The following is a 26,466-nucleotide window of genomic DNA, read 5'->3' as shown; positions in this document are numbered from 1 at the left end:
TTGTGGCAATTCCATCCATATAGTCTACTTTTATTTCTAGCATTCGGCTTCAATCTTGTATTGGGGCTATTCGTTTTAAAATCCTTCCGCCTTGATCTTGTTAAATACCTTTTAGTTTTAGTTTTCGGTTCATTAATGTGGACCGGATTCTATGGAATCGATTTTATATTTATCAGCCCAGCTTTACACAGATCCTTTATCTCTCTGTTATACATTGGTGTGTCTCTTGCCAATGTGGGTATGGTTCTTGTTTCGTTAGAATTTACACAAAACAAACATTTGTTGACTAAAAGATTTTGGGTTCTTTTGACCATACAACCTCTTTTGACATTGGTGGTTTGTGTCCTTGATCCTATTTTTAAAACCTTAACACTAGATACTTATTTAGTGGATATCAATGGAAGAATACAGTGGGTTCAAGAAACCAATACTGGTGGGTTTGTTGTTTCTTATTTTTTTTCATTTTTCTGGTCTGTATTTGTTGGGTATTTATTAATTAAAGGAATCTTTATATCAAAGTCAACCGAAAGGCGAAGGTATACACTGATTCTATTGTCGTACCTTTTTATTTGGGTAACTGCAATTTTACATAAATTAGGTTTTAGACCCTTGCCGGGGCTCAACATCACTGCGGTGATGAGTACTATTCAGGTGATTCTTATTTTCTTTGCCATTGGATATTATCGTATGTTCGATTTGGTTCCATTGGTTCGTGGAGAGATTGTAGACGAATTAGATGAAGCAGTTGTGATTCTCGATTCAAATAATCGAATTGTAGATTGGAATATGGCGGCAGAACATTTATTTCATGTTGCTTCCAAAAACTCTACCTTACTTTCATATAAGTATTTTTTTGCATCTGCCCCAGGTATTATTTCCCGCCTTGATCATTTATCGGATAAACGTACACTCACAAAATGGATTTGGGAAAAAGACGATAAATATTGGGAAGTAACCGCCAAACAGATTCGTGATGCCAATCGTAAAAAAATTGGGATGGTTATTGTTTTTAGAGATAACACAGAACAACGAAATTTAGAAAAACAAATGTCTAACGTCAACCGTGAGTTGATGGTCGCTAATGGAACCAAGGATCGTTTTTTGTCGATTATTTCCCACGATCTACGTGGCCCACTTGCTGGTATTAAAATGTTACTCAAAGTATTGAATGAGGACATGAAAAAGAAAGAAGATGCCCTTGCCGGAATGACACAATCTTTGGTTGATGCCACGGAATCTGTTTTTTCCTTATTAGAAAATCTATTAGAATGGTCTAAGTTACAACGAGGCCAGGAAGAGTTTCGTCCTCACTATTACAGGTTAGATAACATTGTAAGAGAATGTTTGGAGCTTTTTGTTTTGAGTGCTTCCAACAAAGGTATCAGTTTTAAAGTAGAAGTCCCTTCTCATGCAATGGTATTTTGCGACGATAGAATGATCATTACTGTAATCCGAAACTTAGTTTCGAATGCGTTAAAGTTCAGCCACACCAATGGTGAAATTTTGATTCAAGCTTTGGATGTGAATGGGGATTGGCAAGTTTCGGTTATCGATTCAGGAGTGGGTATGTCCAAAACCATAATCGATAAACTTTTTAAAGCAGGGGAAGTGATTAAGTCGACTGGAACTGGTGGGGAAACTGGGAATGGGATCGGACTTTTGCTCTGCCATGAATTTGTAACTGTGAATGGTGGAACTCTTTTTGCAGATAGTGATGGTGTTTCCGGTTCACGGTTTGTTTTTACCATTCCTAAGAAAATACAAGGAGGATGATTTTATGAATAAGATAATTTTAATTACTGGTGCTACTGACGGAATTGGAAGGGTATGTGCACATTCCTTTGCAAAAAACAAAGAAGAATTGATATTAGTGGGGCGCAATGCAGATAAATTAGCTGCACTTGTCTACTCGTTACAACTAACAGGTGCGGTTGTTCATTCATATGTTGCCGATTTGTCCTCTGCAAAAGAAACTTTTTTATTGTCAGAAACAATTCGTAAGGATCACCCCAAAATTGATGTTTTACTCAATAATGCGGGAGCTTATTTTGATAAACATACAATTACCAAAGAGGGAATTGAATCCACATTTGCTTTGAATCATTTGAACTATTTTATATTGTCTCTAGGTTTACTTCCTTCTTTGAAAAAAGCAGGTGAGGCAAGAATTGTCAATGTTGCCTCTCGTGCCCATATGGGTGTTTCTTTAGATTTCAGCGATTTGTTAGGCGAAAAGGATTATTCTGGTTGGAAACAATACCAAAGATCTAAATTGATGAATATCTATTTTACCTACGAACTCGCAGAACGTTTGAATCAAACAAAAATTACTGTTAATTGTTTACATCCTGGATTTGTAAAAACCAAATTCGGTCAAAATAATGATGGTTTGGCGAAAGTTCTTTTGACTTTTGCTCAAAATGTTTTTGCTATCTCAGAAGATAAAGGTGCGGAAACTTCTATATTTCTTGCAACAGATCCATCTGTAACATCGGTTTCGGGTAAGTATTTTGTAAAAAAGAAAATCACAAAAAGTTCCGATCCATCTTATGATCTTTCTGCCAGAAGGAATTTATGGGCCTATACGGAAGATCTTATTAAACATAAATTTAGTTATAAATTTCCCGGTTTTTAAATATGGGTTTCAAACACCAAAAAACCCCCATTCAAATTCCTGTTCCCGGTGGGAAAACAATTGCCGAACATTTTGGAATTCCTTCGACAGGGAATTCCGACATTTCAATCGCACATATGGTCGCACCACCTGGTTGGGGTGAGCCGTTTCAAACACCTAACTTTGATGAGTGGACACTTATGGTTCGTGGTAAAAAACAGATTGAGGTAGATGGAAAAAAACTGGTTCTATCTGCGGGTGAATCAATCCTCATTGAAAAAGGAACAAATGTTCGATATTCTAATCCTTTTTCGGATGAGGCAGAATATTGGTCCGTTTGTAAACCTGCCTTTACCCTGAGTTCAGTGAATCGAGAAGAAGAAATTTAAAAGTCAACCAGACTCATTCGGTGATTTGTTTAGGGAAATCTGAAATAGATTATACCAAACACAATACAAAAAACGTTGCTGTATGATAAGAACTCAATTAAATTTTTATGGATTGATGTGGTGAAAGATTGATTCAATTTAAGCCGTCGCCGTGGATTTGAATTTGGAGGAAAGTCAATTGACTTATTCTTCTGCTGGTCATAATGAACCCTATATGGTAGTAGAGTGGGAACGATTCCCATACGGAATCAGGAGTGCTACTTGGTTTGGAGAGAGGATATCGGGATTATGGATAATGTTACCATTCCCGGATTTGGTATTACGTTTTAATTGGGAGATTTTCTTTGGGTTTAATTATCGCTTATATTTTGTTTCTTTTGAATTTGTTATCGATTATACCAACTATGTATCCGTTGTACATTTGGAAGCTGGTAACTACAGGTTCAGCAAGAAGGTTAGGTGACAGGCTTCTTCTGAAAGTGGGTGAGATCTGGATCGAAAACAACTATCGGATTTCAAGAATGTTATATGGTGTCCAGTTTGAAGTGATAGGGGATTCTTATAAAGATTTAAAACATGACGGTCGTTATATGATTATCTGTAATCACCAATCTTGGTCCGATATTTATATCATTCAGTCGGTTCTCAATCGAAAAATCCCTCTCATTCGGTTTTTCATCAAAGATTCGTTAAAATATGTTCCTATTCTCGGCCATGCATGGCTTGCGTTAGACTTTCCCTTTGTAAAAAGAAGTACGAAAGAGCAGTTGAAAAAAAATCCAGAACTTGCTTCTAAAGATTTGGAAAACGTAAAAAAAGTATGTGAGAAATTTGCGGGAATGCCTTTTTCTATTTTGAACTTTCTCGAAGGCCATCGTCGGACCCCTGAACGTGTTCAGAAGTTACAAAAGAAAAATCCTTACGAAAATTTACTCCGTCCTCATAGTGGAGGGATTTCGGTCGTGTCTACGGCACTAAAGAATTCGCTTGATGCTTTTATCGATTTAACAATCGTTTATCCAACAGAAAATCCCAGTTTTTTAGAGCTGATGCAAGGTAAAATCCGTAAACTTAAAGTGTTTGTGGATGTAATTCCTGCTTCAGCTGTTCCAGTGGAAGAAAACGAACAGTTTGCACCTATGTCAAAAAAAATGAAACGATGGGTGGATGAACGTTGGGCTTTAAAAGATGCTTTGATTGGGAAGGAGAAACATTCAAAATGAAAAATCTAGGAACTACTATCATTCTTTTTTCGGTTTTTGTTTCTTGTAGGACATTTGAACCTGTGGCTTATGAACCACCAACCAAACCAGAAGCAGTTGGAATTTACGCACCTAATACCGAACTACAAAAATCCATTTTACTTGCTATTGGAAAAGTGAAAGGTTTGGAATCACTGGATGTCGATGCCGATGGGAACATATATGGTGGGGACAAAGAAGGTCGTATCATACGAATCACTCTCAAAGGGGAAATCAAACCGATAGCTAAAACAGGTGGCAGACCTTTAGGAATCCAGTTTGATAAATTAGGAAACCTCATCATTGCAGATGCGTATCGTGGGCTTTTGTCCATGGATAAGTCAGGAAAGTTGACTGTCCTTGTTTCCGAATACAAAGGTAAACCTTTTCAATTCACAGACGACTTGGACATTGCTTTAGATGGTAAAATTTATTTTTCTGATGCCTCCGTGTATGAACAAAAAGAATATTTATATGATCTTTTAGAAGCAAGACCTTATGGACGTGTTTTTGTATATGACCCAAAAACTAAAGAAACAGAACTTCTCGCGGACGGATTGTATTTTGCCAATGGGATTGCCTTATCCAAAAATGAGGATTACCTTCTTGTAAATGAAACCTATCGTTATAAGGTCACAAAACTTTGGTTAAAAGGTCCTAAAAAAGGTAATAAAGAAACTGTCATAGAAAATCTTCCCGGTTTTCCTGATAATATCACTCGAAACGAAAATGGTGACTTCTGGGTGGCTTTGTTTACTGTAAGAAATGATCGTATGGATAATATGCATCCGTCCCCAGTTGTCAAAAGAATGATTTCGTTTTTACCAAAATTCCTCTGGCCAAAGGCAGAACCTTACGGTTACGCACTGAAAATGGATGGAAACGGAAAAGTACTTATGACCTTACAAGATCCAGGTGGGGAACACTTAAAAGAAGTAACAAGTGTTTTAGAGAAAAAAAGGCAATTGTACATTGGAAGTTTGTACAATGACCGCGTTGGAATTTACGTTTTACCTTAAAAAGAAAAAAATTGTATTCTATACCCCTAATCACTTTTGATTAGGGAGTACAAACTTGGTCGTATTCTACAGCCCCAAGACTAACAGCCCCATCACTTCCGGGCCTTGTTCCATTTCCATTATAACTGTTCGTAATGATTTGATTCGTTGATTTTGTAATCAAACAAGATGTTGTCGGTTGTGGAGTGTAAACAGCAACGGCTCCAAAGTTTGAAACAAAATTTGGATTTAGTATTAGGTTGTCGCCAAAGTTTGCCGCAAGCCCAAGTGGTAGGACACAAGAGGGTGTACCAAAAATCCCGCCTGCACAAAGGTCTGTATAGTCTAACGAATTATGATGTACTTTAATGAGACAATTAAATAAAACATTAAAACGAATTGCAGTTTGTAATCCAAGACCTGCGTTATAAATACAAGCATTGTTCCCTGAATTGTTATTCAAGAGGAACACATTGTTTTGGATGTCTGCTAAGGAAGAAGTATTGTTTAGATACAAAACGGCTTCGTTTCCTACAGATCCCGATCCACTATTCACTGTATTATGGTAAATTCGAATGGCACTGGATATTCCAGAAAGTTCAATACCTCTTGCCCGTGCAGAACTGATTCCATTTTGGATCCAGTTATTTGCGATTAACATTGCTAAGGGTGAGGAAAGTTGGATTCCTGATACGGAAGTTGCGGTTCCACCGGATGCAGTACCTAAACGCATGTAATTGCCAGTGATACTGGATGCAGCGGTGAAGGAAGTTCCGCCATAAATTCCGATTACCGTTCCTGTGGCCGCCGTTGAGGTTGCATTTCCAATGACTAGGGCATTATTTTCAATTGTGGCAGTTCCACCAGAAAAAGAAAGAATTCCTGTGGATGTAGTTAAGGCAGCACTGAGAGTGTTACCTGTTTGGATTTGATTTCGTCGTACGATATGTCCGGAAGTTAACCAGATTCCGTATGACCCACTCACTGCATTTCCAGAAGTAATTAAGTTCCCTTGAGTAGTTGATCCAATTTGGATTGAAGTAGCAGGTGAGATACGGATACCCATTGAATTGTAACCTGCACTGGATGTTATGATATTTCCCGATAGAATCCCTGTGGAACTGGTTCCCGCATTGATATCAAAACCAATACTATCACTTGTGGTGGAAGTTGTTGTATCTACGTTTTGGCCTAGTATTTGGTTTCCTCGGATATTGGTTACATCCAAACCTGTCGAACCTATATACTGAATCCCCTTTGATTTTCCATTTACAGTAGATGGTATATTCCCACCCGCAATGATATTGGCTAATACAATGGGTGTGAGAACGGTAGTCGAGGAAATATAGAGTCCAACAGAATAACAGCCGGCTGACCCACAAAGGCCTCCATCAACGGTATTTTTAATTAGATAGGGATTGCTATTGATGGCATGAACACCCGAAGAGCCGTTCGTACCCGATCCTCCATTAATATCATTATTGATGAGGCGTACATTGTTTGTGGAATTCAAAAAGACTCCTGCCATGTTAGGTGCAATATCCGGTCCAGATTGAATTCTAAAACCAGAGATGGTTACGTTATTTGTAACAGATGCATCTCCTATGATAGAAGCACACGGTGCAGTTGCAGATGAAATGGAACAACCGGCAGGGGTTGTATCCATAAGTATTACGGAGGAGTGAGCGTCTGGATTCCAAGTTCCGTAATTAGTTGTAGGAACATAACTGCCGTATAATGAAATTCCAGATACAAGTTGAATGGTTCCGCCAATGACAGCTGGATCATAGGATCCTCCTTCCACAAGTACAGCACAGTCAGAAGTTGGACAACTTGCAAAACTATTAATAGCCGCTTGGATATTTCGTTTGGGAGTAAGAGGAGTCAGTCCGTCATTTAAATCATTCCCAGTTGCATCGGCAACATAACGAAGTGAAGACGGTATTAGGTAAAGTAAATTCACTGTAGAAGAAAGCGGATAACCACCGACACTATTACAATTGAGTGTTAAAGTTTTGTGACCACTCGCCCAACTGTCCGTGGCCGCCGGTGAAACGATGAGGGTATCGTTCGTAAGTGTAGTTGTGGCCACTGCAAATTGGATCGGCATACTTAAAGTAGTGTTTAATGTACCTGTAGATCCTGTGCAACTGCCTGCATTGATTTCATCAGAAAATTGTAAACGAAGGTTTTCTGTGGGTTGGAGGACTCCCCCATTGGAAGGATTCATCGCCAATACACTAAAACAATTGGCAATGACAGAAATAGTTCCTGTCACCGTTCCCCCAGATGCAGAAAGAATACATTGGTGGTTTGCAGGTGTGGAGATTATCTGAAGACTATAAGTATTGTTCGTTATGATATTTGTTGGGAATCTATGTAATCCATTTGTTGAAATGGTCAGTAGTTCTGAATTATTATTTCGTATGGAAAGGGTTCCTGAGGCAATTCCCACAGCTGTGATTTCAATGGGAAAAGCAATGGAAGTACAAGCAATGGTAATATTAGTGATATTTGTACCAGCGATGGTACCGGATCCGTTAGTCGTGACACAGTTTTGTACGGGATGGTTGGGTTGTGTGGTAACCGAAACATTGTACGTAGTTGCATCCAAATAGGTCTGAGTAAAGGCAAAGGAACCAGAAGCAACGGCAACACTTAGAGTTGATCCATCAACTGAGTTTGTGAGAACAAGACCAGTGATTCCATCGAGGCCAGTGATAGTTCCTCCAACAGTATAACGTAAAGGATCACAATTCACAATGATGGAATTGATATCCCCAAATCCCACCACTCCCATTCCTCCACTTACGGAACAAGTTTGGACAGGAAGTGTAGGTTGTGTACTGATTGTCACATTGAAATTACTACCAGTTGTAAGAGTTGTTGTGAATTGATAAGAACCGTCTGTATTGATTGTTTTAGTTTCGGTACCTGCATTTAAATCAACGACCAAACCAGAACCAAGAAGGCCAGAAACAGTCACTGAAATGTGATAAGGACCGGAAGGGTTTACATTGGCTAAACTACGCAGTTGGAGGAAGTCACTGACTGATTGTAAAATACCTTTGGACAAACTCGGAACACATGCCTGAAAAAGAAAAATGGGGATCAGGATGGCATTCCTAAAAAACCTTGTAGGAGTTTTCATATCGCTACTTTATACAACAATTGAGAGATAGGGACAATGTCATTTTTTTTCTGTCTAAATGAGAATTATAGGAGATAATCCGTGGATTTTAGTTTTTCTTATTACATTGGACTTGCCGGGATCATGGTTTTTACTATTTCTGGAGCCCTTGCTGCTTTGGAACATAAGGACCACCATCACGATCTCTTTAGTGTGTTTTTTACTGGTTTCATCACTGCCATTGGAGGAGGGACTTTAAGGGACATTACTCTCGGGAACTATCCTGTTTCTTGGGTCCGTGATGAGAATATCCTTTGGGCCATATTTCTAGGTTTTTTACTTGTCATCCTTTTGCCACGTTTGCTGACAAAACTGAAAGGCGAATTGTTTTTATTTGATACTTTAGGAATTGGAATCTACACGGTGCTTGGAACTCGGATTGCTTTGGACCACGGGGTGAATTTCTTTGCATCTGCTCTTCTTGGAATGATCTCTGCAATTTTTGGCGGAGTCATTCGTGATACACTGATGAATGCAGTTCCATTTATCTTTCGAAAAGAAATTTATGCTACAGCTTGTTTGGTGGGCTCCGTTTTGTATATCGTTCTGAATGTTTGGGATGTGAATTCCAATGTGAATTTAATTGTTTCCTCAAGCGTGGTTGTGGCCATTCGAGTCCTGGCCGTTCGTTACAACTTAGGTTTGCCAAAGATCAAAATTTTTGATTAATTATTACACAAATGTAGCAAAATGAGTGATTTTACGTAACAGGTATTTCGTACTTACCGCAATATTTTTTAAGTATCGTTATTTTATTGTTAAACGCTTGCGTTAGCAAAATATTTACGTCGAATGGAAAAGAAGTGTCACCACAAATATCAGTCTAGGGAATTCCCTCTTGGTGCTTCTTCACTATTTGAGGTTTTATGGCAAGTCCGAAGGCTGTCACATTAGAATACAAACAAGACTTAGGTCTTCATTCTAACATAGATGATATCAACCATCCAATTTTAGAGAATTCACCATTTCATTTTAAATTCTTTCAAATTACTGATGAAGTAGAAAATACATTATATCAGGTTTTAGATCGATTTTTGTTACAACTTGATCTAATCATTGTTAGAGATTCGGTGCTTGCAGCGGTAAAAGAAACTGTTACAAATGCAATCAAAGCAAATGCCAAACGAGTTTTTTTCAAAAACAGAGCTAGTAATATAGAAAATGAAGCTGAGTATGAAGCGGGGATTGCCGAGTTCAAAAAAACTTACCTGGAAAACCGTGATACAATAGAAGAATCACTCCAGAGAAATAATTTTGGAGTTTTTGTTTCATTCATTCATAACAAAAGTTTGATGCGCATACGTATCATGAACAATGTGCAACTGACATCTGCAGAATCAACACGAATCAAAGAAAGGATTGATAAGGCAAAAACTTATAACGATTTAGCAGAAGCATTTATGGATATGTCAAGTGATCAAGAAGGTGCTGGCCTTGGTTTGATTATGACTCTCATGATGTTACGTAACGATGGGTTGGGGGATTCTGCCTTTAAGTTTGAATCTGGAGAAAACAAAACTGTTTTTATGATCGATATTCCTTCTAAGGTTTCTAAAGAAAGCCAACAGTTGGAAAAAATTGATGATATCGTTTCTCAAATTGATAATTTACCAACATTCCCAAAAGCAATTAAAGACATTCAAGATGCCATTGACAAACCCAATTCAAGTATTGGAACCATTGCAGAAATGATCAAACGAGATATTGCATTGTCTGCCAATATTTTGAAACTTTCCAACTCCGCTGCGTTTAGACGCGGTGGTAGGGTTGAAAGTTTGGATCGAGCCATCCAACTAATTGGTTTGAAAGAATTACAAACTTTATTATATAGCCTGGGAACCAAGCAGATGTTAGAAGATAAATTCCCCGCTTTTGCTGCCATTTGGGAAAAATCGAATGAGTCTGCTTTTTATTGTAAGGCCATTGGACAAAAGATGGGAATGAATAAATCAGACCTAAGTAATCTAATTGCGGCGTCACTTCTGCATGATATTGGTGAAATTTTACTTTTGTCTTTTGACAAACAACATATGTCGCAAATCAAAACATATTCTAATTCTCGGGAAATTGCCTCTACTATCAGTATGGAAGAATCGGCAATTGGCATTACACATTCAAAGTTAGGTGCTATGGTTGGTGAAAAATGGAGTTTTCCTATCCTTTATGTTAAGGCAATGGAATTTCATCATAGACCTCTTGTTGCGGATGAGGAATATGCTTCGATTGTATTTCCCATTTATTTGAGTGATATGATGATTGCAATCAATGCGAAAGAAGCAAAATCTTCAGAAATCCCAATCGAAATTCTCAAACTTTGTAAACTAAATTCTAAGTCGGAATTTGATTCCTTTCGCACCAAACTAAAAGAAGAATTTTTAACCTATTGATCGGAACCAAAACAAAATAAAGTTAATTTTGTTTTTTGGCAGTTTTGTAGAATTCATACCGCGACTGAAATTCTTTGTATCTTGGAATGGAAACATTACGTACATAAGATTGGTTTGGATTGTTTTGAATGAAGTTTTGGTGGTAACCTTCTGCCTGATAGAATTCTTTTAGTTCTTGGTATTCAGTAACAATTGGATTTTTCCAAATTCGGTTTTCTTTAATTTCTTCTTGGATTTTTTGGGCGATTTTTAGTTCGGCATCGGAACTATAAAATAGAATTGATCTGTAAGAAGATCCTTCGTCAGGGCCTTGTTGGTTCAATGTCGTTGGGTCATGGGAAAGGAAAAAAATCCTACAAAGTTCCGCGTAATCTATCTTAGACGGGTCATAATAAACCAAAACAGTTTCTGCATGTCCCGTTGTTTCCGTGTTTACTGAATCGTAAGTTGGATTTTTTGTATGTCCACCCGCATATCCTGATACAACTTCCAAAACTCCCGGTACGGATTCAAAAATATGTTCCGAACACCAGAAACAACCTTCTGCAAAAGCTGCCAGTTTTTGTCCTTTTTTTGGTTCTAGATGAATCCTTTGAACCTTCTCATCTTTTTCCGAAAAAAGATGGCATTGGAAACTAACTAAAAGAGAGATAAATAATAAAATTCCAAAAGGGAATAACGGATAAAATGAGATTTTTTTTGTAGAGGCCATATCCATTAGATTGTTTGTCCAAGTGGTTTAGTAATAAAACAAAATTGGTTTAAGAAGGGGTTACATCTTTTTCTTTTGGGAACTGGTCTGGGTTTAGCGGAGAATCATTACCGGTTCTACCCCGATAGATAAATATATTTTTTGATCCCGAAAAACGCGCCATCGGTTTGTAAAAATTTTGTTTAATGAAGTAACCTAAGACCGTTGTCATTAGGGCCGCTGTATACACGTAAGGTTCAGAACCTCCTCCGTATCCAAAAACAAAAGAGCCAAAAAGGATGAGGGTTTGACTTAACAACCAAACGGTCGTTCTGTTCAGAAGGAACTTGTACCAACCAATTTCCGTCACTTGGTTTCGGATTCCTTGTAATAAAATTCCTAAAACGGGAATTCGTAGTAAAAATCCCAAAAGTCCAAAGACCACTACCAAAATCAGGAGTAACCAAAAGGCAGAAAAAATGAGATTCCACCAAAAAAGAAACTGAAGTGGGGGGACTAGGCCAGAAGGCCATGAAAACTCAGGGGAAAAAAAACGAATGAGGATCCAGAAGAAACAGAGATAAAAACCGAACACGATTGAATGGAACCTGAAATCGATACTTCCGGCAAGGAAAATTTATTTCATTTTGATCAGAATGCTGTGATTGGCTTTTGACCTGATTCAAACACCGGTTGGAATTTTAGATTTGTACCTGTGTAGAGTATAGAGTTCTGATAATTTTGTTTGGTCCTCGGAAGAGAGTTCTAAAAACTCGGCACCCATATGGAATTTTTGAATTCCAACTTCTTCTTTTCGAATCACTTTGATTTTGGCATTAATTTCATTCTGTGAATCTGACTCACGGAGTTTGACGTCAAAAGATTCATTTAGAGTGATATCGTCTTCCGTATCGAAGGCTATACCCGTAACTGAGATGTTCTTTGAAATGGTTTTTAAAGTTTTATCTGGTAAAATAAAAAGTAGTTCTAGGTTGGCATCAAAACGCAAACTGCTTCTTTTTTCATTCGAATAAGCAACAATTTGGTTTTTCCCAGAATATTTTGCCGTATACAATGCACGGTCTGCTAGATCATACATTTCTCCACAAGTTTTGACTTTTTCTGGATAAGATACGATCCCTCCACTTAAGGTAACAGACTTTCCACTCAGTTGGATGGTGCGGCAGGCTTCTAATAATTTTTCCGATGCGATCAGGGCTTGTTCTTCGTTTGTTTGTGGAAAAATCACAGCAAACTCTTCACCACCAATACGGCAAGCCGTATCTTCTGTACGCAAACAAGATGTAATTTTTTTGGCTACTTTACTAAGGATTTCATCACCTGTCGTATGCCCATAAGTATCGTTGATCTTTTTAAAATCATCAATATCAATAATAAGTAGGGATAGGTTTTGGTTGTATCTGGTTGATTGTTTGAATTCGCGAACGAGAGCCGTTTCAAAATGTCTTCTATTATACAGTCTTGTGAGCTCATCAACTAATATTAGTTTTTCGGTCTCAGCGAAAAGCTTCATTTCAATGATTTTTGGGTTTTTGATTTTTGGATTGATGTTGGTGAAATAATCTAAGGCAGCAACCCGAATTCCAACTTCTCGACCCAAACAATGGGTGAGTTTGTTTTTGTTATCGATGATATTTTTCCAAATGGCCTCTGATTCATTTTCAGAGATGTCTAAGGAAGTAAGAACCTTTAACAAAGCAGAATAAATTTGTGAGTCTTCTAAAGTATGGGTTTGCCCTTGTTTGATTTTTTGGAACAGACTTTCCTCATTACAAGGATCCTCTTCCAAAATTGCCATAATGGTATCTTCGATTCGTTGGCCGGGCCGACTGGTTTGTTTAGATTTCAACATGGCATACTAAGCTAATCAATTTATTTCCTACAATTTCCCAAGATTTTAGGAAAGCTACCTGTTGTAAAGACAGGTTTTGTTCCTAAAACTTTGTTCAGTGTAAAGGGAAATCCCTTAGCCTGCCGTTAGCTGTTTCGATTGCGAATGGATCTCATTGATCTCCTCAGAGAGGAGTTGGACAGAGTCTGCCAGCTTTTGTGTGGTTTCATCAATCACTGTGATCGCATGGTTAATTTCTTTACTGCCAGTCATTTGTTCCTGTGCAATCACTCCAATTTGTTCAGACAATACATGGAGTTCTGAGAAAGTAACTCTGAGTTTGGCGTTTAAATTTTCTTGTTCGGTGACGTGGCCTTCTAAACTTAGAATTTCACTTTCGATTCGAAGTAATTCTTGGTTTTGGCTTTCCACTTGGGTTTTTACTTCTTTTGAAAATCGGGTTCCTTCATTGATTTTGAGACCGGCTTCTTTTACGATTTTTGCAATGGTTCCTGCATTGGACTGTGAACGGTCAGCAAGTTTTGCCACTTCTTGTGCCACTACAGCAAATCCTCGTCCATGTTCTCCAGCACGGGCTGCTTCAATTGATGCATTTAACGCTAATAAGTTGGTTTGGTCTGCGATTTCTGACATCATTTGATTGATTTCTTCTACTTTGGAGAAAGCTTTATTGAGTTCCGAATAAATGCTATTGAGTTCTTCTGAGGATGTTTTTACTTTTTTGCTAAAATCGGCAGAAAGACTTACGTCTTTTGCAATTTGTGTGGTTTTGGATTTTACACTTTCACTGATATTTTGAAGAGAGATAAAGTCTTGGTCCACAATTTTGACTCTTGCCACTTGATCTTCCACTAAGTTTGCAGAACTTACGGCAGAAGAGGAAAGTTCCTCCACGGAAGCTGAGATTTCTTCCACGGAGGCAGCTTGATTTTGAGATTGGTTATGTAGTTCATCAGACATAGATTGAAGTGTGTCTACGGAAGTGGCTAGGGTGGTTGCCGACTTTTCCATTTGATTCGATTTGTTTGTAATAAATGTTTGTTTTTCTAATGTATCTTTCAGTTTTATTTTTAAATCGGATTGCATCTCTCGCATCAAACTGACTACAAAACGTAAACTAAAAATAACGCCAAAGAAAAAAATGACTTTTTGAACTTCCGTCGCAACGATGATATGGTTTGCCCGTAACATATCAGGATAAGGTTTGGCGACAAGTGCAGAACCAAGAATTTTGGATAAGTAAATCCCACCTAAATAAAGACAGGTGGAAAAGATTCCTACTATCATTACTAGTTTAGATTCAAAAAGAAAACTAGAATAAATTGCAATGAAAACAAATATAATATAAAAAATGCCAGCGTTAATCGTGTTACTTGCATCACCTTTTGTATAGTTATTATAAACATCTAGGTAGAAAAAGCTAACTAATATTAGTAGGTCGATGAAGATAATAGTAAATGCCCAAGTTCTTGAAATTTCTTTTCCTTTGCGCAGAAAATGACCAGGGATGAGACCATTGAGTAAAAAAATCAGAGATCCGATGAAGTTAGGTACAAAACTTTTTGTGGCAAAGTTAGAAGCAACCCCCAGCAAAAAAACAGCACTGAGTCCGTACTTTGTGTAAACAATTAGGGAGATTCCTTTGCGGAATAAAGTTCTTTCAAAGCGGCTGATTTCGTTTGTTTCTGCGGACATTCCCTAGTCTCCAAAGTGGACGGTCTTTCGGTCGTTCTTACAATTAAATCGGCTTTTAATCAATCATACTATAACACGATTTATGTTCTCTATGACGATAAAAAATCTGGTAAGTTTAGTTCATTTCTTAAAATAGTGTTATCCAAATGAAATTCGGAAAAAAAATTAAATTTATATCCTTACTGTTTTTATTTTTATGTATCAATTCATTTTTTATAGAAAGGTATGTGGTCCGATTTCCTGAGTACGAATTCTATTCCGAACGGATTCCCAAGGAGTTCGACGGTTTTAAAATTGCTGTTGTTACCGACCTACATTATGGTTTTCTAAATCCTGAGTTTTGGATTCAACGTTTGGTCTTAAAAACAAATGATTTGAACCCTGACGTGATTGTTGGACTCGGTGATTATGTAAAAAAAAGAAATCGAGATATTGAATTATTAGCAGTTTGGCCTTTTCTAAATCAGTTTTCGGCTAAAGAACAGGTTCTTTTTGTGAATGGAAATCACGACCATTGGGCCAATCATAAACTCTCACTTAAGTTATTAGAAGAGAGTGGAAAATCAGCAAGGAACAAAGAAATTTTGATCCGTAGAAAAAATAAGGAAATCGCATTTGTTGGGTTAGGTGATTTTTGGGAGGATCACTTTGAAATAGACTCAGTGAATTTATCTAAGGCCGATAATATTTTTAGAATTATTCTCGCTCATAACCCTGATTCCTCAAATACAAACCATAATACAAAAGTGGATTTATTTCTCACAGGTCACACTCATGGTGGCCAGATTCGGATTCCATTTTTTGAATACTCTCCTGTTTTGCCAGTAACTGATAAATTACTGGATAAAGGTTTTAAAAAGAATCGTTTTGGAGAGGATGTTTTTATCTCAAGTGGAATAGGTTGGTCGATCATTCCTGTTCGTTTTTATTGCCCCGCAGAAATTCCCATCATTGTACTTAGGTCTAAAAATTAATATCAAATCGGGATAGGATCAATCGACTGATACTATATCTATTATTCCTTTTTGGGTAAAATTTCCTGTAAGGCCATGGTTTCCAAAATCTTACCACCTCGTTCATTCAAATGGATTGCATCTGTTAAATAATAGTAACCATTTGTTTCTCCTAGATCATTCCAACTATAGGTAGTGGAATAATATTTCAGAATGGTCCAATACATACTCCAAGTGTTTTGGGTATAAGATTTTCGAGGACTCAGATTGGATTCTTCCAGACCTTTCGATAGGGCCTCATGTAGAGGTTTGTAGATTGTGTTTTCTTTTGTTGATACTTGTTTGGTCAGTTCAGCAAATCGTTTTGATCTTTGGAAAGGAATGGAGTTTGAATCCTCACCTAAAATAGGTGGTGAAAACACAATGAGTTTGGCTTTTGTTTCTTTTTGGATGGTTTGGATGATCTTAGTTAGATTGTTCACAAAACTTGTTTCGGAAACAGGATCTTTTAATTTCCAAATTTTCTCATAACGTTTGTATTCCTCTTCTGATAGTGTGGCCTTTAAGTCATTGGTTCCAATCAAAAGAAAAACATAATCGGGTTTTAGTTCTTTTAAGTTTTCGAGTTGTTCTAAGATTTGAACGGTTAGGCGACTGTTAATTCCTTCATTAATCACTTGGTAATCGGCTAAAGCAGGATGTTTTGCTATAGAACCTACATAATCATAACTCACTCGACCATGAGTGATACTATCCCCAAGAAAAACAACTGTAGGGGTTTTGTTTGATTTTGTTTCGATTGCCGCCTTTAGATTATTTGTCGGCACTTTCGTTGCTTGAAAAATAACACAGGACTCAAATATAAAAAATGAAAGGATCCAGAGTTTTGTTAAGTGTGTCATGTCCGTCGATCCTAATAAAAATTAAAAAAGGAAAAAGCAAAATTTGGTTATTTTTCTAATGTTTTTAAAAATCTTTCTAACCAAGATCGTAAATCCTGGAACTGTGGTTTTTCATGTTTGAGTAGTAAACGAAAGTAAAGAGAACCATAAAGAATATCCATACAAACATCAATTTCTGAGTCAGAAAGAAGTTGAATCTGTTTGGATTCGACGGCATGTTGGAAAAAATCTTTGGCTGCTTTTCTTCTGGGTAAAAGATAGTTTTCCAAAATTGATTCGGACAATTCTAAATCTTGTTGCCCGGCCCCTATTAAAGTGGAAATAACACGTCCAAATTTTCCAGAAAATACAACGGATAATGCTTCCATTTGGTCGAGTACTGCCTTCTTAAAGGGAACTTCTTTCGGAAATTCCAAATAAGGTGAAATCATATGAGTGACTGTGTTCATAGCAAGATTTGCTTTGTTTGGCCATCGTCTGTAGATAGTTGTTTTTGCGATCCCCGTTTCCGATACAATATCATCAATGGAAAACCCATGATAACCTTTTTTTGCTAACATCTCATAAGTTGTTTTGAGTATTAAAGGTTCTAAATCATCAGATCTAGGTCGGCCCGCAGTTTTTGGTGTTATTTTCTTTTTTACTGCCATAAATCAAAATTCCATAAAAAAATATTGACTGTCAATCATATTTCGATACGTATGGTATCGAATAACGATACTGTCGGTATCGTTATTTAAGGAGATATAAATGAAATCAATCGTAGTTTTAGCTACATTGTTGTTTGGAAGTGTTGGATTGTTGGCCAAATCGGCTTCTCCCTCTGGGGAAAAGGTTCTGGAGACATTTTTTAGTGAGTTTGGAAAAGGGAATGCGAAGGGTGTGTTGAATTGTTTTCATCCGCAAACAACGATTACAGCGGTTCGCAACCAAAATCGCATCGAAAACCAATTGTATGGAACTTATACTGGTATTTCAGGAGCAGAAGAATTCTTAAAAAATATGGGATCACAGTTTGATACCAAACGATTCCAAGTAGATCAAATTGTTGGCAAAAAAGATTGGGTGTTTGCCAGTGGGAGTTTTTTGCATATTATAAAACAAACTAACAAACCCTTTGAAAGTGACTGGGCTTTGAAAGTTCAAATCAAAGATGGAAAGATATTCTCTTATCATTTTTATGAAGACAGTGCCTCCTATCTTGAAGCCTTGGATAAATAAAAATTTGATAAGCTCTTAAAAACTATAAGAAGTTTTGACCAACTTGGGAGTAACTAACAAGAATTCATTAGCGAATAGGAATGTAGATGTCCGTAATTCGTTTATTTACATTGTTTTCAAATGGATTCAAATAACACTCCCAAGGTGGTTGGTTTTTTAATTTGATTGTAGTTGTTTTTATATATTCATTCAATATCCAATCGTAAATTTTTGGTAGGCCTTGATAATTTCCTTGGTATCGAATCTGTAAATACTGCCCGCCAGGAATGGACTGAATCCCGAAACCTTGGTCTATTTTTTTCTGCAAACTCCCGATTGTAATTCCTAAATCAAATCGAATTTTCCCTTTTGGCGAAATCTCTGGATCATCTTGGCTGATCCCAATCCATTTATGATTTGTTTGTGATAAGTTCCAGTTTTGAATCAAAGATTGGATTTGTTTTACTTCCTGGCTTTCGGGGATAGGACCAGGTAATTCTTCATAAGATCCGATATGACGAATGAAGGCGATTGAAAAGGATTGAATTGTTTTTTTTTGAAATCCGAATTTTGAAATACCGTTTGGCAATGTTTGGTGATTTGTATTTGATAATGATTTTTTCTTTTGGTATTTTTTTCGAAATTCAGAGGGAGTAACACCTATCACACGTTTGAATGCTTTTGAAAAAGCTTCATGTGATAAAAAACCGGCTTCGATGGCAATTTCTAAAATAGGAAAGTTTGTGATTTTTAACTCGTAAGCTGCTTTTTCTAAACGTAACCTTCGAATGTATTCTTTTACATTTTCTCCTTGGACCTTTTTAAACAAACGATGAAAATGCCAATCACTATATCCTGTAAAAAAAGCAATTTGGTTTAGGCCAATCGTTTCATCTAATTGTCCTTCCATTTTGTTCCAGATTGGATAAAGATTCGGGTTTTGTGACAAGGGATAATCCTTTCTTACTTTCTAAAACAAAGTTAAGAAAGAACATCCCTATTTGTCTTTCTAATTTTTAGTTTGGATTTCGTTCTTGAACAATATCGATTCCGATTCCGTTTGGATCAATTAAAGTGAAATGTAAATCTCCCCATTCCTCTTTCGTTAAAGGAAGGTCTATGGGTGCTTTTTTTTCTTTCAGCTTTTCAAATTCTTTTTCCACATTTTTGGATTCGAAGATAAACCAAATTCCTTTTCCTTGATACGGGATTTGAAAATAAGGTTTTCTCACCTGTGTTTGGTTAGGTTTCATAATCGCTAACTCTACTTCGGGACGGTTTGGTAAACAAAGTAATACAAACCAATCCGATTCGAATTTGGTTTCTAACCCTAACCATTTTTCGTAAAAAGTTTTTGTTTCTGTTAATTTTTCAGTGATGATCCCTGTTTGGATTTGTTGGAATGCCATAATTTTTCCTCTTGTAAATCATAGTTTACCAAAGATAAAAAAACAGATTGGATCGTTTTTGCTATTTTTGGGGCGCATCGCACGAGTGCGACCGCGCTCTACGCTTCAATCTTTGCTGCGCAAAGGATTTACGCTACGATCCCTTGCGCTTCTTTGTAGAGTCGAAAAAAATACATTTCAGCAAATGCTTTGATTACCAGAGTTAAAACTGGTCCCATCAATGGAAATTTAATCATCAGTATGATCGAAGTAAAATATAAGAATAAAAATCCAATGTAGATAAGGGGAGTGTATTCCCAGATATCGGATGGTTTGCCCTTTGTTCCTATCATATTTTGAAATGTTTTCACCATCATTTGGAATTGATTGTTTTTCTGAATTTTGGGTGTACCCATGGCTATCCATACCCAAGAATCTTTTTGGTGTTTGTATGTTTCTTTTTTGAAAAATTCAAAAATCTTTGGAAGATAACGATAAAGAGTAAATATAAAAACTCCCCAAATAAAATACTGTTCTTTGGGTTCTAATGATTGGTAGAGGGTCAGAAAATTGAAATTAATTTCTAAACCTCCTGTACTCGCAACACTTAGGAACAATTCGATCAGCATATAAAAGAAAAAATTAAAACCAATTAATAAAGACACAATGCATAAGAGCGCAATGAAAAGTATTAGTCCGAAAAAAGGAACAAAGATAAAATAGAAAATTTTACCAATGATGGGTTCTGGAATTTCTAAATCTTGTAAACCCATTTCTTTACTTTGTTGGATGGCTGTATAAATACCAGTAGAGATTAGGCGAAGCATTCCATATCCAAATACAAAGTACAATTCTGGATAAAGAGCTAACATAACGTTTCTTGGTTCTGCCGCAAAAATAAACAAACCAAGAAGAGGAGTTAAATCAGCAAAAAAATCAGACCATTCCCTTGTTGTCCAAGGAAGTAAACTAAGTAAAAAATTCTTCATGGTGTGATGAGAATATAGAATCAATCTAATCATTTCAATTCAATTTTTTGCTTTCTATTTAGATCACTTAGTATCAAAAAAAGGATTAGAGTCGATGCGGATATTTTTTAGGAGGATTCTAAAGATGAAACAAGCGAATATTAATCATCGAATGACTGAAATTTGGAGAATTAGTCTTTGTTTTCTTTGTTTGGGATGTCAGACTATCCAGTCTTCTTTTGAATCGAAAGTAGAATCCGAATTTAAAAAACAACCATTGTTTGGCTTAACAATAGTTACGGAATCTGACATTCGACATATGCCTACACCCGTTCAAAAGTATTTAAGATACACGGGTGTCATAGGAAAACCAAAAGTACAAAATATTCGGATTACCTTTGATGAATTGATGTATCAAAATTCCAACTCGAAACCGATGGTTTCTTCTTCGGATCAGTATAATTTTTTGAAACATCCTGCTCGTTATTTTTTTATGAAAGCAAATAAGATGGGAATCCCATTTCGTGTTTTACATTCTTATTCCGAAGAAAAAGCAACGATGGTTGTTCGTGTAGCATCTCTGTTCGACGTTGTCAATTTATCTGGTGAAGAGCTGTCGATCGCAGAAACGGTAACAGTACTAAACGATTTATGTTTATTTATACCATCGGCACTCATTGATCAAAAAATTACTTGGGATCCAGTGGATCGTTTGTCTGCTAAGGTAATTTATCAAAACGGTAAATATAAGGTTTCAGCCTTCCTTTATTTTAATGAAAAAGGGGAACTTGTTAAATTTGTTTCGGAGGATCGTTCTGCCCTACAGGATGATGGAAGTTTACGGAAGTTACGTTGGACAACTCCTGTTCGCGATTATAAAGAATTTAACGGGATTAAAGTTCCTACTTATGGAGAGGCCATTTGGAATGATCCTGCAGGAGATTTTATTTATGGAAAATTTTTCTTAAAATCTGTGGAATACAATTTGAAGGAACAGAACCTAAAATAAAAAATTATCTATAAAGGTGGTTACTTTTCTATTTTGATACATCTCCGACCAATCACCCTTGCAGAACGTTCTTCTTTGGAACAATCATAACCTGAATATTTGGCTTCCGATAATATTTCTGCAAAGACATCCTTTTCTTCTTTATTATATTTGGTCACTTTTGCAACTGTCAAAACCATAAATTCATTTTGTTTTGCATTTTGAATGTTGTAAAATAGATATTTTACAAAGTATTCCTTCCGAACAGAAATTACTTTTTTGTTCAGTAGATCTAAACCGTAACTTCCGGAAAGGAGTTCGTTGGTGGTGACTATTAACGGAGATTCAAACTGAGCCAATTCTTTACGTAGTTTTTTTAGCTCTTGGCTAGATAAATAAAAAACGACTAAAATGAGTAAGGTGCAGAGATAAGACCATACAAAAAATAAATAAAAACGTATTTTAGTTTTTTTTAATTCTGCAATTTGATCGTTCAGAAGGAAAGACAGTGGTAAAATCAAAACTGATAAATACCTTCCAGTTAAAGTCACTCCATCATTAGGTGCGGTGATACCAACTAGCAATGTAAAAATGATAACTATCGAAAAATGAAAGAGTAGGGTTGGGTTTTGAAAAATTTGTTTTTTTCGTAATTGGATGAGGGTATATAAAAATACAGGGGTATGTATAAAAAAACCTAAGGCCCAGGCATTGGATCTTGGATATGTGAATACAATTGCCAAAAAAATTTGAATTTGTTCATGGATTTGTTTTTCTATTTTACCAAAATTGGTTAGGTATCTTGTGCCTAGTGGGTGTGAATAATTAATCGTATTCCAAATCAGGAAAAAAAATAGAAGAGTAAAAAAAATAATATAACGTAAGGGATGTAGAGTTTGTGAAAGAGATTGTTTTTTTATATAAAAGTGAATCAACCAAATCGTAAGTTGGATAGTTAAGAATAATAGAATTCCTTCGAGACGAAACCAAAGAGACAATCCTAAAAAAATATTCCCTAAGATCCAGTTTTCTTTTTTATCATTTAAAAAAGCCTGGTACAGAAAAGTATACCCATAACCGGCAAAAATCAGAAATAAACCATTCTCAGAAAAATCGATGAGCAGAGGAAATGCGACGGTTCCAAGAATTGTTAGAATGAGGACGGAAGGTTGTATCCCATTTTTGTATAATAACCTTATGAATAAGATTAGAAATACAACATTCAAATAGGGAAGAAACCGAAACGGTATCAACCCAAAAATGGAATAAAGAAAGGTAAATCCAATCGGAAACGGGCCAATCAGTTTTCCCTCATGTAAAAAAACAAAAGATTCGTTTAACGGGCTCATTAAAAAGAGAGGATCCAAATCCGTTGATGGATATAAAATTCCCTCCGTGGACCAATTTTGGTTCCAAAGAGAGATTACTTGAATCATCTTCACAAGGGGATCGGATAAATAGTATGTATCTACTCGTATTAAAAATTGGATTAAAAGTAACGAAAACGAGAGGCAAAAAAGGGTGATGGCAGTGTTTCGATACTTTGTCACAATGCATACGATTTAATCGAAGGATTAAAATTAGCAAATATAAATTGACTGAATTTTTGAAAATGAAGAGTTTCTTTGTTTTGCGTACAGAATATACGTAAGATTCCTCAATTTAGGGAATTTCATATTGAAAGTATGTCTTTTTGAAATAAAAAACAATGACAACACTCAAGTCACAAGGACATGAATGCTTGCGATGGGAATTCTTCGTATCTTTTTCTATTTGGAAATTATTTTCCAAAAAAGATTAGACCTTTGTCTGATCTTTGTTTTCCCTTTCTATCGGCAAAAGCACGGTAAAACAGGTTTTTCCTGGGACGGACTCCACTTCAATATGACCGTTGTGTTTGAGAATGACTCTCCGTACGATATCAAGCCCGAGACCACTTCCTTCTCCCAATTCTTTTGTTGTGAAAAAAGGTTCAAAGATCCTATCCTTTATACTTTCCGGAATCCCAGATCCATTGTCTTCGATAGTCACTTCTAGGAAGGGTGTTCGGTTTGAGTTCGAATGTTTTTCTTTTACAGAAATCGTGAGTTTCCCTTTGTAACTCATTGCTTGGATGGCATTAAAAATTAAATTTGTCCAAACCTGTATAAGGTCATCCGGATAACAAAGAATTGGTGAAAGATTTTCCGGGTAATGCCTCACTACAGTGATACCCGTTTTGATTTGGTTGTTGTAGAGAGTCAAAACTGTTTCTATATTGGAAATTAAGTCAGCTTTTACTTTTACTCCGAGTTTGTCGAAGTGAGCAAAGTTTTTTAACGCATATAAGATTTTTGAAACACGTTGGATGGATTCGAGTGTTGAGTTTAGATATTGAGCTGATTGGATATAATCAATTCCATAATTGAATAATTCTATAAAATCATCTTCCTTGGAGAGGTGTTCAATCATTGGAAAAGAATCTTGAATTCCGAGATCAATGACTTCTTCAGCTATTTCTTCCGAATATTTGCAACCTAGTTCATTTAGATGAGCCGCTAAAATTCTTTTTTGTTTTCTGGAAACGGAGCCGTGGAAATGGTTTTTGGTATTAAAAGATTTTAAGAGCCAAGCAAAATAAATTTCTCTTACTTCTGTTGGTTTCTGATTTAAAAAATGAATGATTTCATTTTGTCGAGGAATTTGACCTTTTATTTTATTCAAAATCAATTCACTCGAGGCTTTGATTGCACCTAATGGATTGTTAACTTCGTGAGCAATACCAGCGATCAATTGGCCCAACGAAGCCATTTTTTCGTTTAGGATCAGTTGAGATTGGGTGAGTCTTAATTCTTCTAAAGCTCTTTCGAGTTCTAGTTTTTGCGAAACAATGCGATCATTTCTTTCTTGAATATCATCTAGTGCTCGTTTGATTGATTCCGCTTCATTAATTGAAGTTAGATCTATAAACGAAAGAAGGTATCTTCCATCACCTAAAGCTTTTTTGTTAATTTGTAAAGGGATTGAAACTCCGTATTTGGTGTGGCCTTCCGTGGAAAAACTTTTATCCTTAAAAGATAATCCCATCCATAAAGGGTCGCCAATCAAACTAGAAATTGTGATTTCATGGAAGGAATCATATCCAAATAATTTCTGGAAGGCAAAATTAGCATCGACGATTTTATCTTCTTCGGTGATGACAATGGCTTCACTTGCAAAATTGTAAAAATTTCGAAATCGTTTTTCTTTGGTTTCGATAGTTTTGAGAAACTCTACTCTTGCAGAAACATTTTCTAATACACCGACAAGCCGCCCTGGCCCTGAAAAATCTTTGGATAAAAAGGCTCCTCTTTCTTCAATCGGTGTGTAAGAACCATCTTTTTTTTTGATTCGGTAATAGGCTCTGTAAGGAGTTCTTGTTGCAATGGATTCTTTGAGTGCTTGGACAGTATGTAAACGGTCTTCTTCGTGAAGGAGGTTTTCCCAACCATCTATATCGAATAAATTAAATTCATCTTTTTCGTAACCTAATACAGATTTGATGGCACCGTCCCAAACAATTTTTCCAGAATCTACATCATAATCATAAATGATAAGGCCTGTCTGATCAGCCACTTTGTGGAATCGAAGTTCATTTTCCAAAAGTGCAATTCTTTTTTTCCTTGAGTCATCTATGTTTTCAATACTTCCAATGATTTTGATTTGATGATTTGGATCTTCTAGTGTTTTTCCTTGGACACGAACCCAAAATCTGGATTTAGCCATCATCTCTAACTCTAAATCGAACGATTCTTTTTGAAACTCCGCGTCTTTAAGTGCAAAAATTAAAATTTCCCGAGATTCTGGTGTGAAAAAATCGATTAACTTCTGCTTGGTGGGTGTAAGGTCTTTTGGATCGGTACCTAATAAAAAATAAAGATCTGGAGTCCAAAACATGGTATCGGTGGCCACTGTCCATTCCCAAACCCCTGATTTAGAAGTCCTACGAATTTCTTCCCCGAGTTCGTTTTGTTTTTTTAAGTTAAATTCAATGTTTTTGATGCTAGTGATATCTTGAGCAATACCTAATACTTCTGTTGGGACTCCTTCTGCATTAAAAGAAAAGTTAGTTTCCCAAACACGAAGCCAATGAATGTTTCCGTTTTTATGAAATACTCTAAAATCTATTTCGTAAATATCCGTATTTTTTTCTAACAACATCCGTTTAGCATGTTCGTCGATACGAGGGACATCGTCTGGATGTAAAATATTTTTAATTAGAAAATCATATGTTAAAATGGAATCAAAATCATAACCTAACTGTGTTTCTAAAGTATTGTTTAAATACAGAAATTCATCGGTAGCCATTGATTGGATATAAATGATTCCAGGAAGTGTTTGTGTAACCTTAGATAAAAGTTTTTCTTTTTGTTCTAGTTTTTTTTGAAGTTGCACCACTTGGTCTTTTTTTTGGATCACTGCTCTTGCGAATGCTCCACCATTGGCGGTTGTATAATTGTATAAACGGACTTCGCAAAAAACTTCCTCTGCCTTGTCGTTTAGGTGAACCCAATCAAATCGTATGTTCCCATATTTGAATCCTTCACTAATATAATGTTTGGCGAGAGATTCTGATAATTGTCCATTAGGTTGGTGTTTTGGGCTGATATCCATTACGGATAGTTTGGTAAATTCTTCCTTAGTAAACCCAAGTGTTTCTGTCAGTTTTGTATTACAGTCGGTAAACAATCGACTTTCGATATCAAAAACAACAATGGCTTCTTCATCTTGCTCAAAAAAAGTTTTATAGGTATTTTCTTCCTTCTCCTGGAGGATTTTTTCCAATTCAGCGATTCTCTTTTTGGCGTCCTCTAGGCTCATTGTGTCTTCGGCTTTCATGGTAACAATCCCATAGGGCAAAATTAGAATTAGAAAAATTCAAGGAAATATATACAGTAAATTATGGGATTTCCCTGAGGTAAAGAATTTGTATTGTTTTGTTTACTTAGACTCTAAGAAAGTCCAGATTTT

General features: G+C 36.3%; 22 protein-coding genes. 10 read left to right on the top strand and 12 right to left on the bottom strand.

Features of this window, described 5'->3' with window-relative positions; all coding sequences use genetic code 11:
• The 5 genes from EHQ49_RS10620 to EHQ49_RS10600 all read left to right on the top strand — a co-directional run bounded on the left by EHQ49_RS10620 (position 1) and on the right by EHQ49_RS10600 (position 5,263).
• The gene (locus EHQ49_RS10620; protein WP_135579188.1) at positions 1-1,773 is read left to right on the top strand and encodes a sensor histidine kinase; all 1,773 of its coding nucleotides are present in this window, start codon (positions 1-3) and stop codon (positions 1,771-1,773) included.
• Between the two features lie 4 nt (positions 1,774-1,777).
• Positions 1,778-2,635: an SDR family oxidoreductase gene (locus EHQ49_RS10615; protein WP_135579186.1), complete on the top strand. Its 858-nt coding sequence runs from the start codon at positions 1,778-1,780 to the stop codon at positions 2,633-2,635.
• A 2-nt stretch (positions 2,636-2,637) separates the two neighbouring features.
• Entirely contained in the window at positions 2,638-3,003 is a 366-nt protein-coding gene (locus EHQ49_RS10610) for a cupin domain-containing protein (RefSeq protein ID WP_135579184.1), read from the top strand.
• Positions 3,004-3,347: 344 nt separating this feature from the next.
• Complete coding sequence (locus EHQ49_RS10605; protein WP_135579182.1) at positions 3,348-4,226, top strand: acetyltransferase; 879 nt, start codon at positions 3,348-3,350, stop codon at positions 4,224-4,226.
• On the top strand, positions 4,223-5,263 hold the full coding sequence (locus EHQ49_RS10600) for an SMP-30/gluconolactonase/LRE family protein (protein ID WP_135579180.1): 1,041 nt from the start codon (positions 4,223-4,225) through the stop codon (positions 5,261-5,263). Before EHQ49_RS10605 ends, EHQ49_RS10600 begins: the two co-directional genes overlap by 4 nt.
• A gap of 40 nt (positions 5,264-5,303) precedes the next feature.
• On the opposite strand, the gene EHQ49_RS10595 is transcribed toward EHQ49_RS10600, so the two are convergent.
• The gene (locus EHQ49_RS10595; protein WP_135579178.1) at positions 5,304-8,393 is read right to left on the bottom strand and encodes a beta strand repeat-containing protein; all 3,090 of its coding nucleotides are present in this window, start codon (positions 8,391-8,393) and stop codon (positions 5,304-5,306) included.
• A gap of 81 nt (positions 8,394-8,474) precedes the next feature.
• Between EHQ49_RS10595 and EHQ49_RS10590 the strand changes: the two genes are divergently transcribed.
• Positions 8,475-9,101, top strand: a complete 627-nt coding sequence (locus tag EHQ49_RS10590; protein ID WP_135579176.1) for a trimeric intracellular cation channel family protein — start codon at positions 8,475-8,477, stop codon at positions 9,099-9,101.
• 197 nt (positions 9,102-9,298) lie between these two features.
• Complete coding sequence (locus EHQ49_RS10585) at positions 9,299-10,819, top strand: HDOD domain-containing protein (protein ID WP_135579174.1); 1,521 nt, start codon at positions 9,299-9,301, stop codon at positions 10,817-10,819.
• Positions 10,820-10,841: 22 nt separating this feature from the next.
• On the opposite strand, the gene msrA is transcribed toward EHQ49_RS10585, so the two are convergent.
• From msrA to EHQ49_RS10565, 4 genes are all read right to left on the bottom strand, one after another.
• Complete coding sequence (gene msrA, locus EHQ49_RS10580) at positions 10,842-11,537, bottom strand: peptide-methionine (S)-S-oxide reductase MsrA (RefSeq protein WP_208732202.1); 696 nt, start codon at positions 11,535-11,537, stop codon at positions 10,842-10,844.
• Positions 11,538-11,580: 43 nt separating this feature from the next.
• Positions 11,581-11,940 carry a hypothetical protein gene (locus EHQ49_RS10575; protein ID WP_244241442.1) on the bottom strand — a complete coding sequence of 120 codons (360 nt, stop codon included), beginning with the start codon at positions 11,938-11,940 and terminating at the stop codon, positions 11,581-11,583.
• A 252-nt stretch (positions 11,941-12,192) separates the two neighbouring features.
• Positions 12,193-13,383: a diguanylate cyclase gene (locus EHQ49_RS10570; protein WP_135579168.1), complete on the bottom strand. Its 1,191-nt coding sequence runs from the start codon at positions 13,381-13,383 to the stop codon at positions 12,193-12,195.
• Positions 13,384-13,497: 114 nt separating this feature from the next.
• Positions 13,498-15,078, bottom strand: coding sequence for a methyl-accepting chemotaxis protein (locus EHQ49_RS10565; protein ID WP_135579166.1), 1,581 nt, complete (start codon positions 15,076-15,078; stop codon positions 13,498-13,500).
• 146 nt (positions 15,079-15,224) lie between these two features.
• Here EHQ49_RS10565 and EHQ49_RS10560 point away from each other — a divergent pair, with 146 nt between their 5' ends.
• Positions 15,225-16,052, top strand: a complete 828-nt coding sequence (locus EHQ49_RS10560) for a metallophosphoesterase (RefSeq protein ID WP_135579164.1) — start codon at positions 15,225-15,227, stop codon at positions 16,050-16,052.
• A 41-nt stretch (positions 16,053-16,093) separates the two neighbouring features.
• On the opposite strand, the gene EHQ49_RS10555 is transcribed toward EHQ49_RS10560, so the two are convergent.
• Complete coding sequence (locus tag EHQ49_RS10555) at positions 16,094-16,933, bottom strand: SGNH/GDSL hydrolase family protein (protein ID WP_135579161.1); 840 nt, start codon at positions 16,931-16,933, stop codon at positions 16,094-16,096.
• Positions 16,934-16,980: 47 nt separating this feature from the next.
• Positions 16,981-17,583, bottom strand: coding sequence for a TetR/AcrR family transcriptional regulator (locus tag EHQ49_RS10550; protein WP_135579159.1), 603 nt, complete (start codon positions 17,581-17,583; stop codon positions 16,981-16,983).
• 100 nt (positions 17,584-17,683) lie between these two features.
• Between EHQ49_RS10550 and EHQ49_RS10545 the strand changes: the two genes are divergently transcribed.
• Positions 17,684-18,154, top strand: a complete 471-nt coding sequence (locus tag EHQ49_RS10545; protein ID WP_135579157.1) for a nuclear transport factor 2 family protein — start codon at positions 17,684-17,686, stop codon at positions 18,152-18,154.
• A 67-nt stretch (positions 18,155-18,221) separates the two neighbouring features.
• Here the strand turns inward: EHQ49_RS10545 and EHQ49_RS10540 are convergent, their stop codons facing one another.
• From EHQ49_RS10540 to EHQ49_RS10530, 3 genes are all read right to left on the bottom strand, one after another.
• Entirely contained in the window at positions 18,222-19,043 is an 822-nt protein-coding gene (locus EHQ49_RS10540; protein WP_135579155.1) for an AraC family transcriptional regulator, read from the bottom strand.
• Between the two features lie 106 nt (positions 19,044-19,149).
• Entirely contained in the window at positions 19,150-19,542 is a 393-nt protein-coding gene (locus EHQ49_RS10535; RefSeq protein ID WP_135579153.1) for a VOC family protein, read from the bottom strand.
• 128 nt (positions 19,543-19,670) lie between these two features.
• Positions 19,671-20,543 (bottom strand): hypothetical protein, encoded by an 873-nt coding sequence (locus EHQ49_RS10530; RefSeq protein WP_135579151.1) that lies wholly within the window; start codon positions 20,541-20,543, stop codon positions 19,671-19,673.
• Between the two features lie 91 nt (positions 20,544-20,634).
• Between EHQ49_RS10530 and EHQ49_RS10525 the strand changes: the two genes are divergently transcribed.
• On the top strand, positions 20,635-21,498 hold the full coding sequence (locus EHQ49_RS10525) for a DUF6544 family protein (RefSeq protein ID WP_135579148.1): 864 nt from the start codon (positions 20,635-20,637) through the stop codon (positions 21,496-21,498).
• Between the two features lie 20 nt (positions 21,499-21,518).
• Here EHQ49_RS10525 and EHQ49_RS10520 read toward each other — a convergent pair whose 3' ends face one another.
• Positions 21,519-23,027, bottom strand: a complete 1,509-nt coding sequence (locus EHQ49_RS10520) for an LA_3751/LA_3752 family putative glycosyltransferase (RefSeq protein ID WP_425269851.1) — start codon at positions 23,025-23,027, stop codon at positions 21,519-21,521.
• Between the two features lie 247 nt (positions 23,028-23,274).
• Complete coding sequence (locus EHQ49_RS10515) at positions 23,275-26,334, bottom strand: PAS domain-containing protein (RefSeq protein WP_135579144.1); 3,060 nt, start codon at positions 26,332-26,334, stop codon at positions 23,275-23,277.
• Positions 26,335-26,466: the final 132 nt, after the last annotated feature.

The sequence above is a fragment of the Leptospira perdikensis genome (genome assembly GCF_004769575.1).
Taxonomy (GTDB): Bacteria; Spirochaetota; Leptospiria; order Leptospirales; family Leptospiraceae; genus Leptospira_A; species Leptospira_A perdikensis.
Note: the sequence above shows the minus strand (reverse complement) of the source record. Positions and strands in the feature narration are given on the sequence as shown.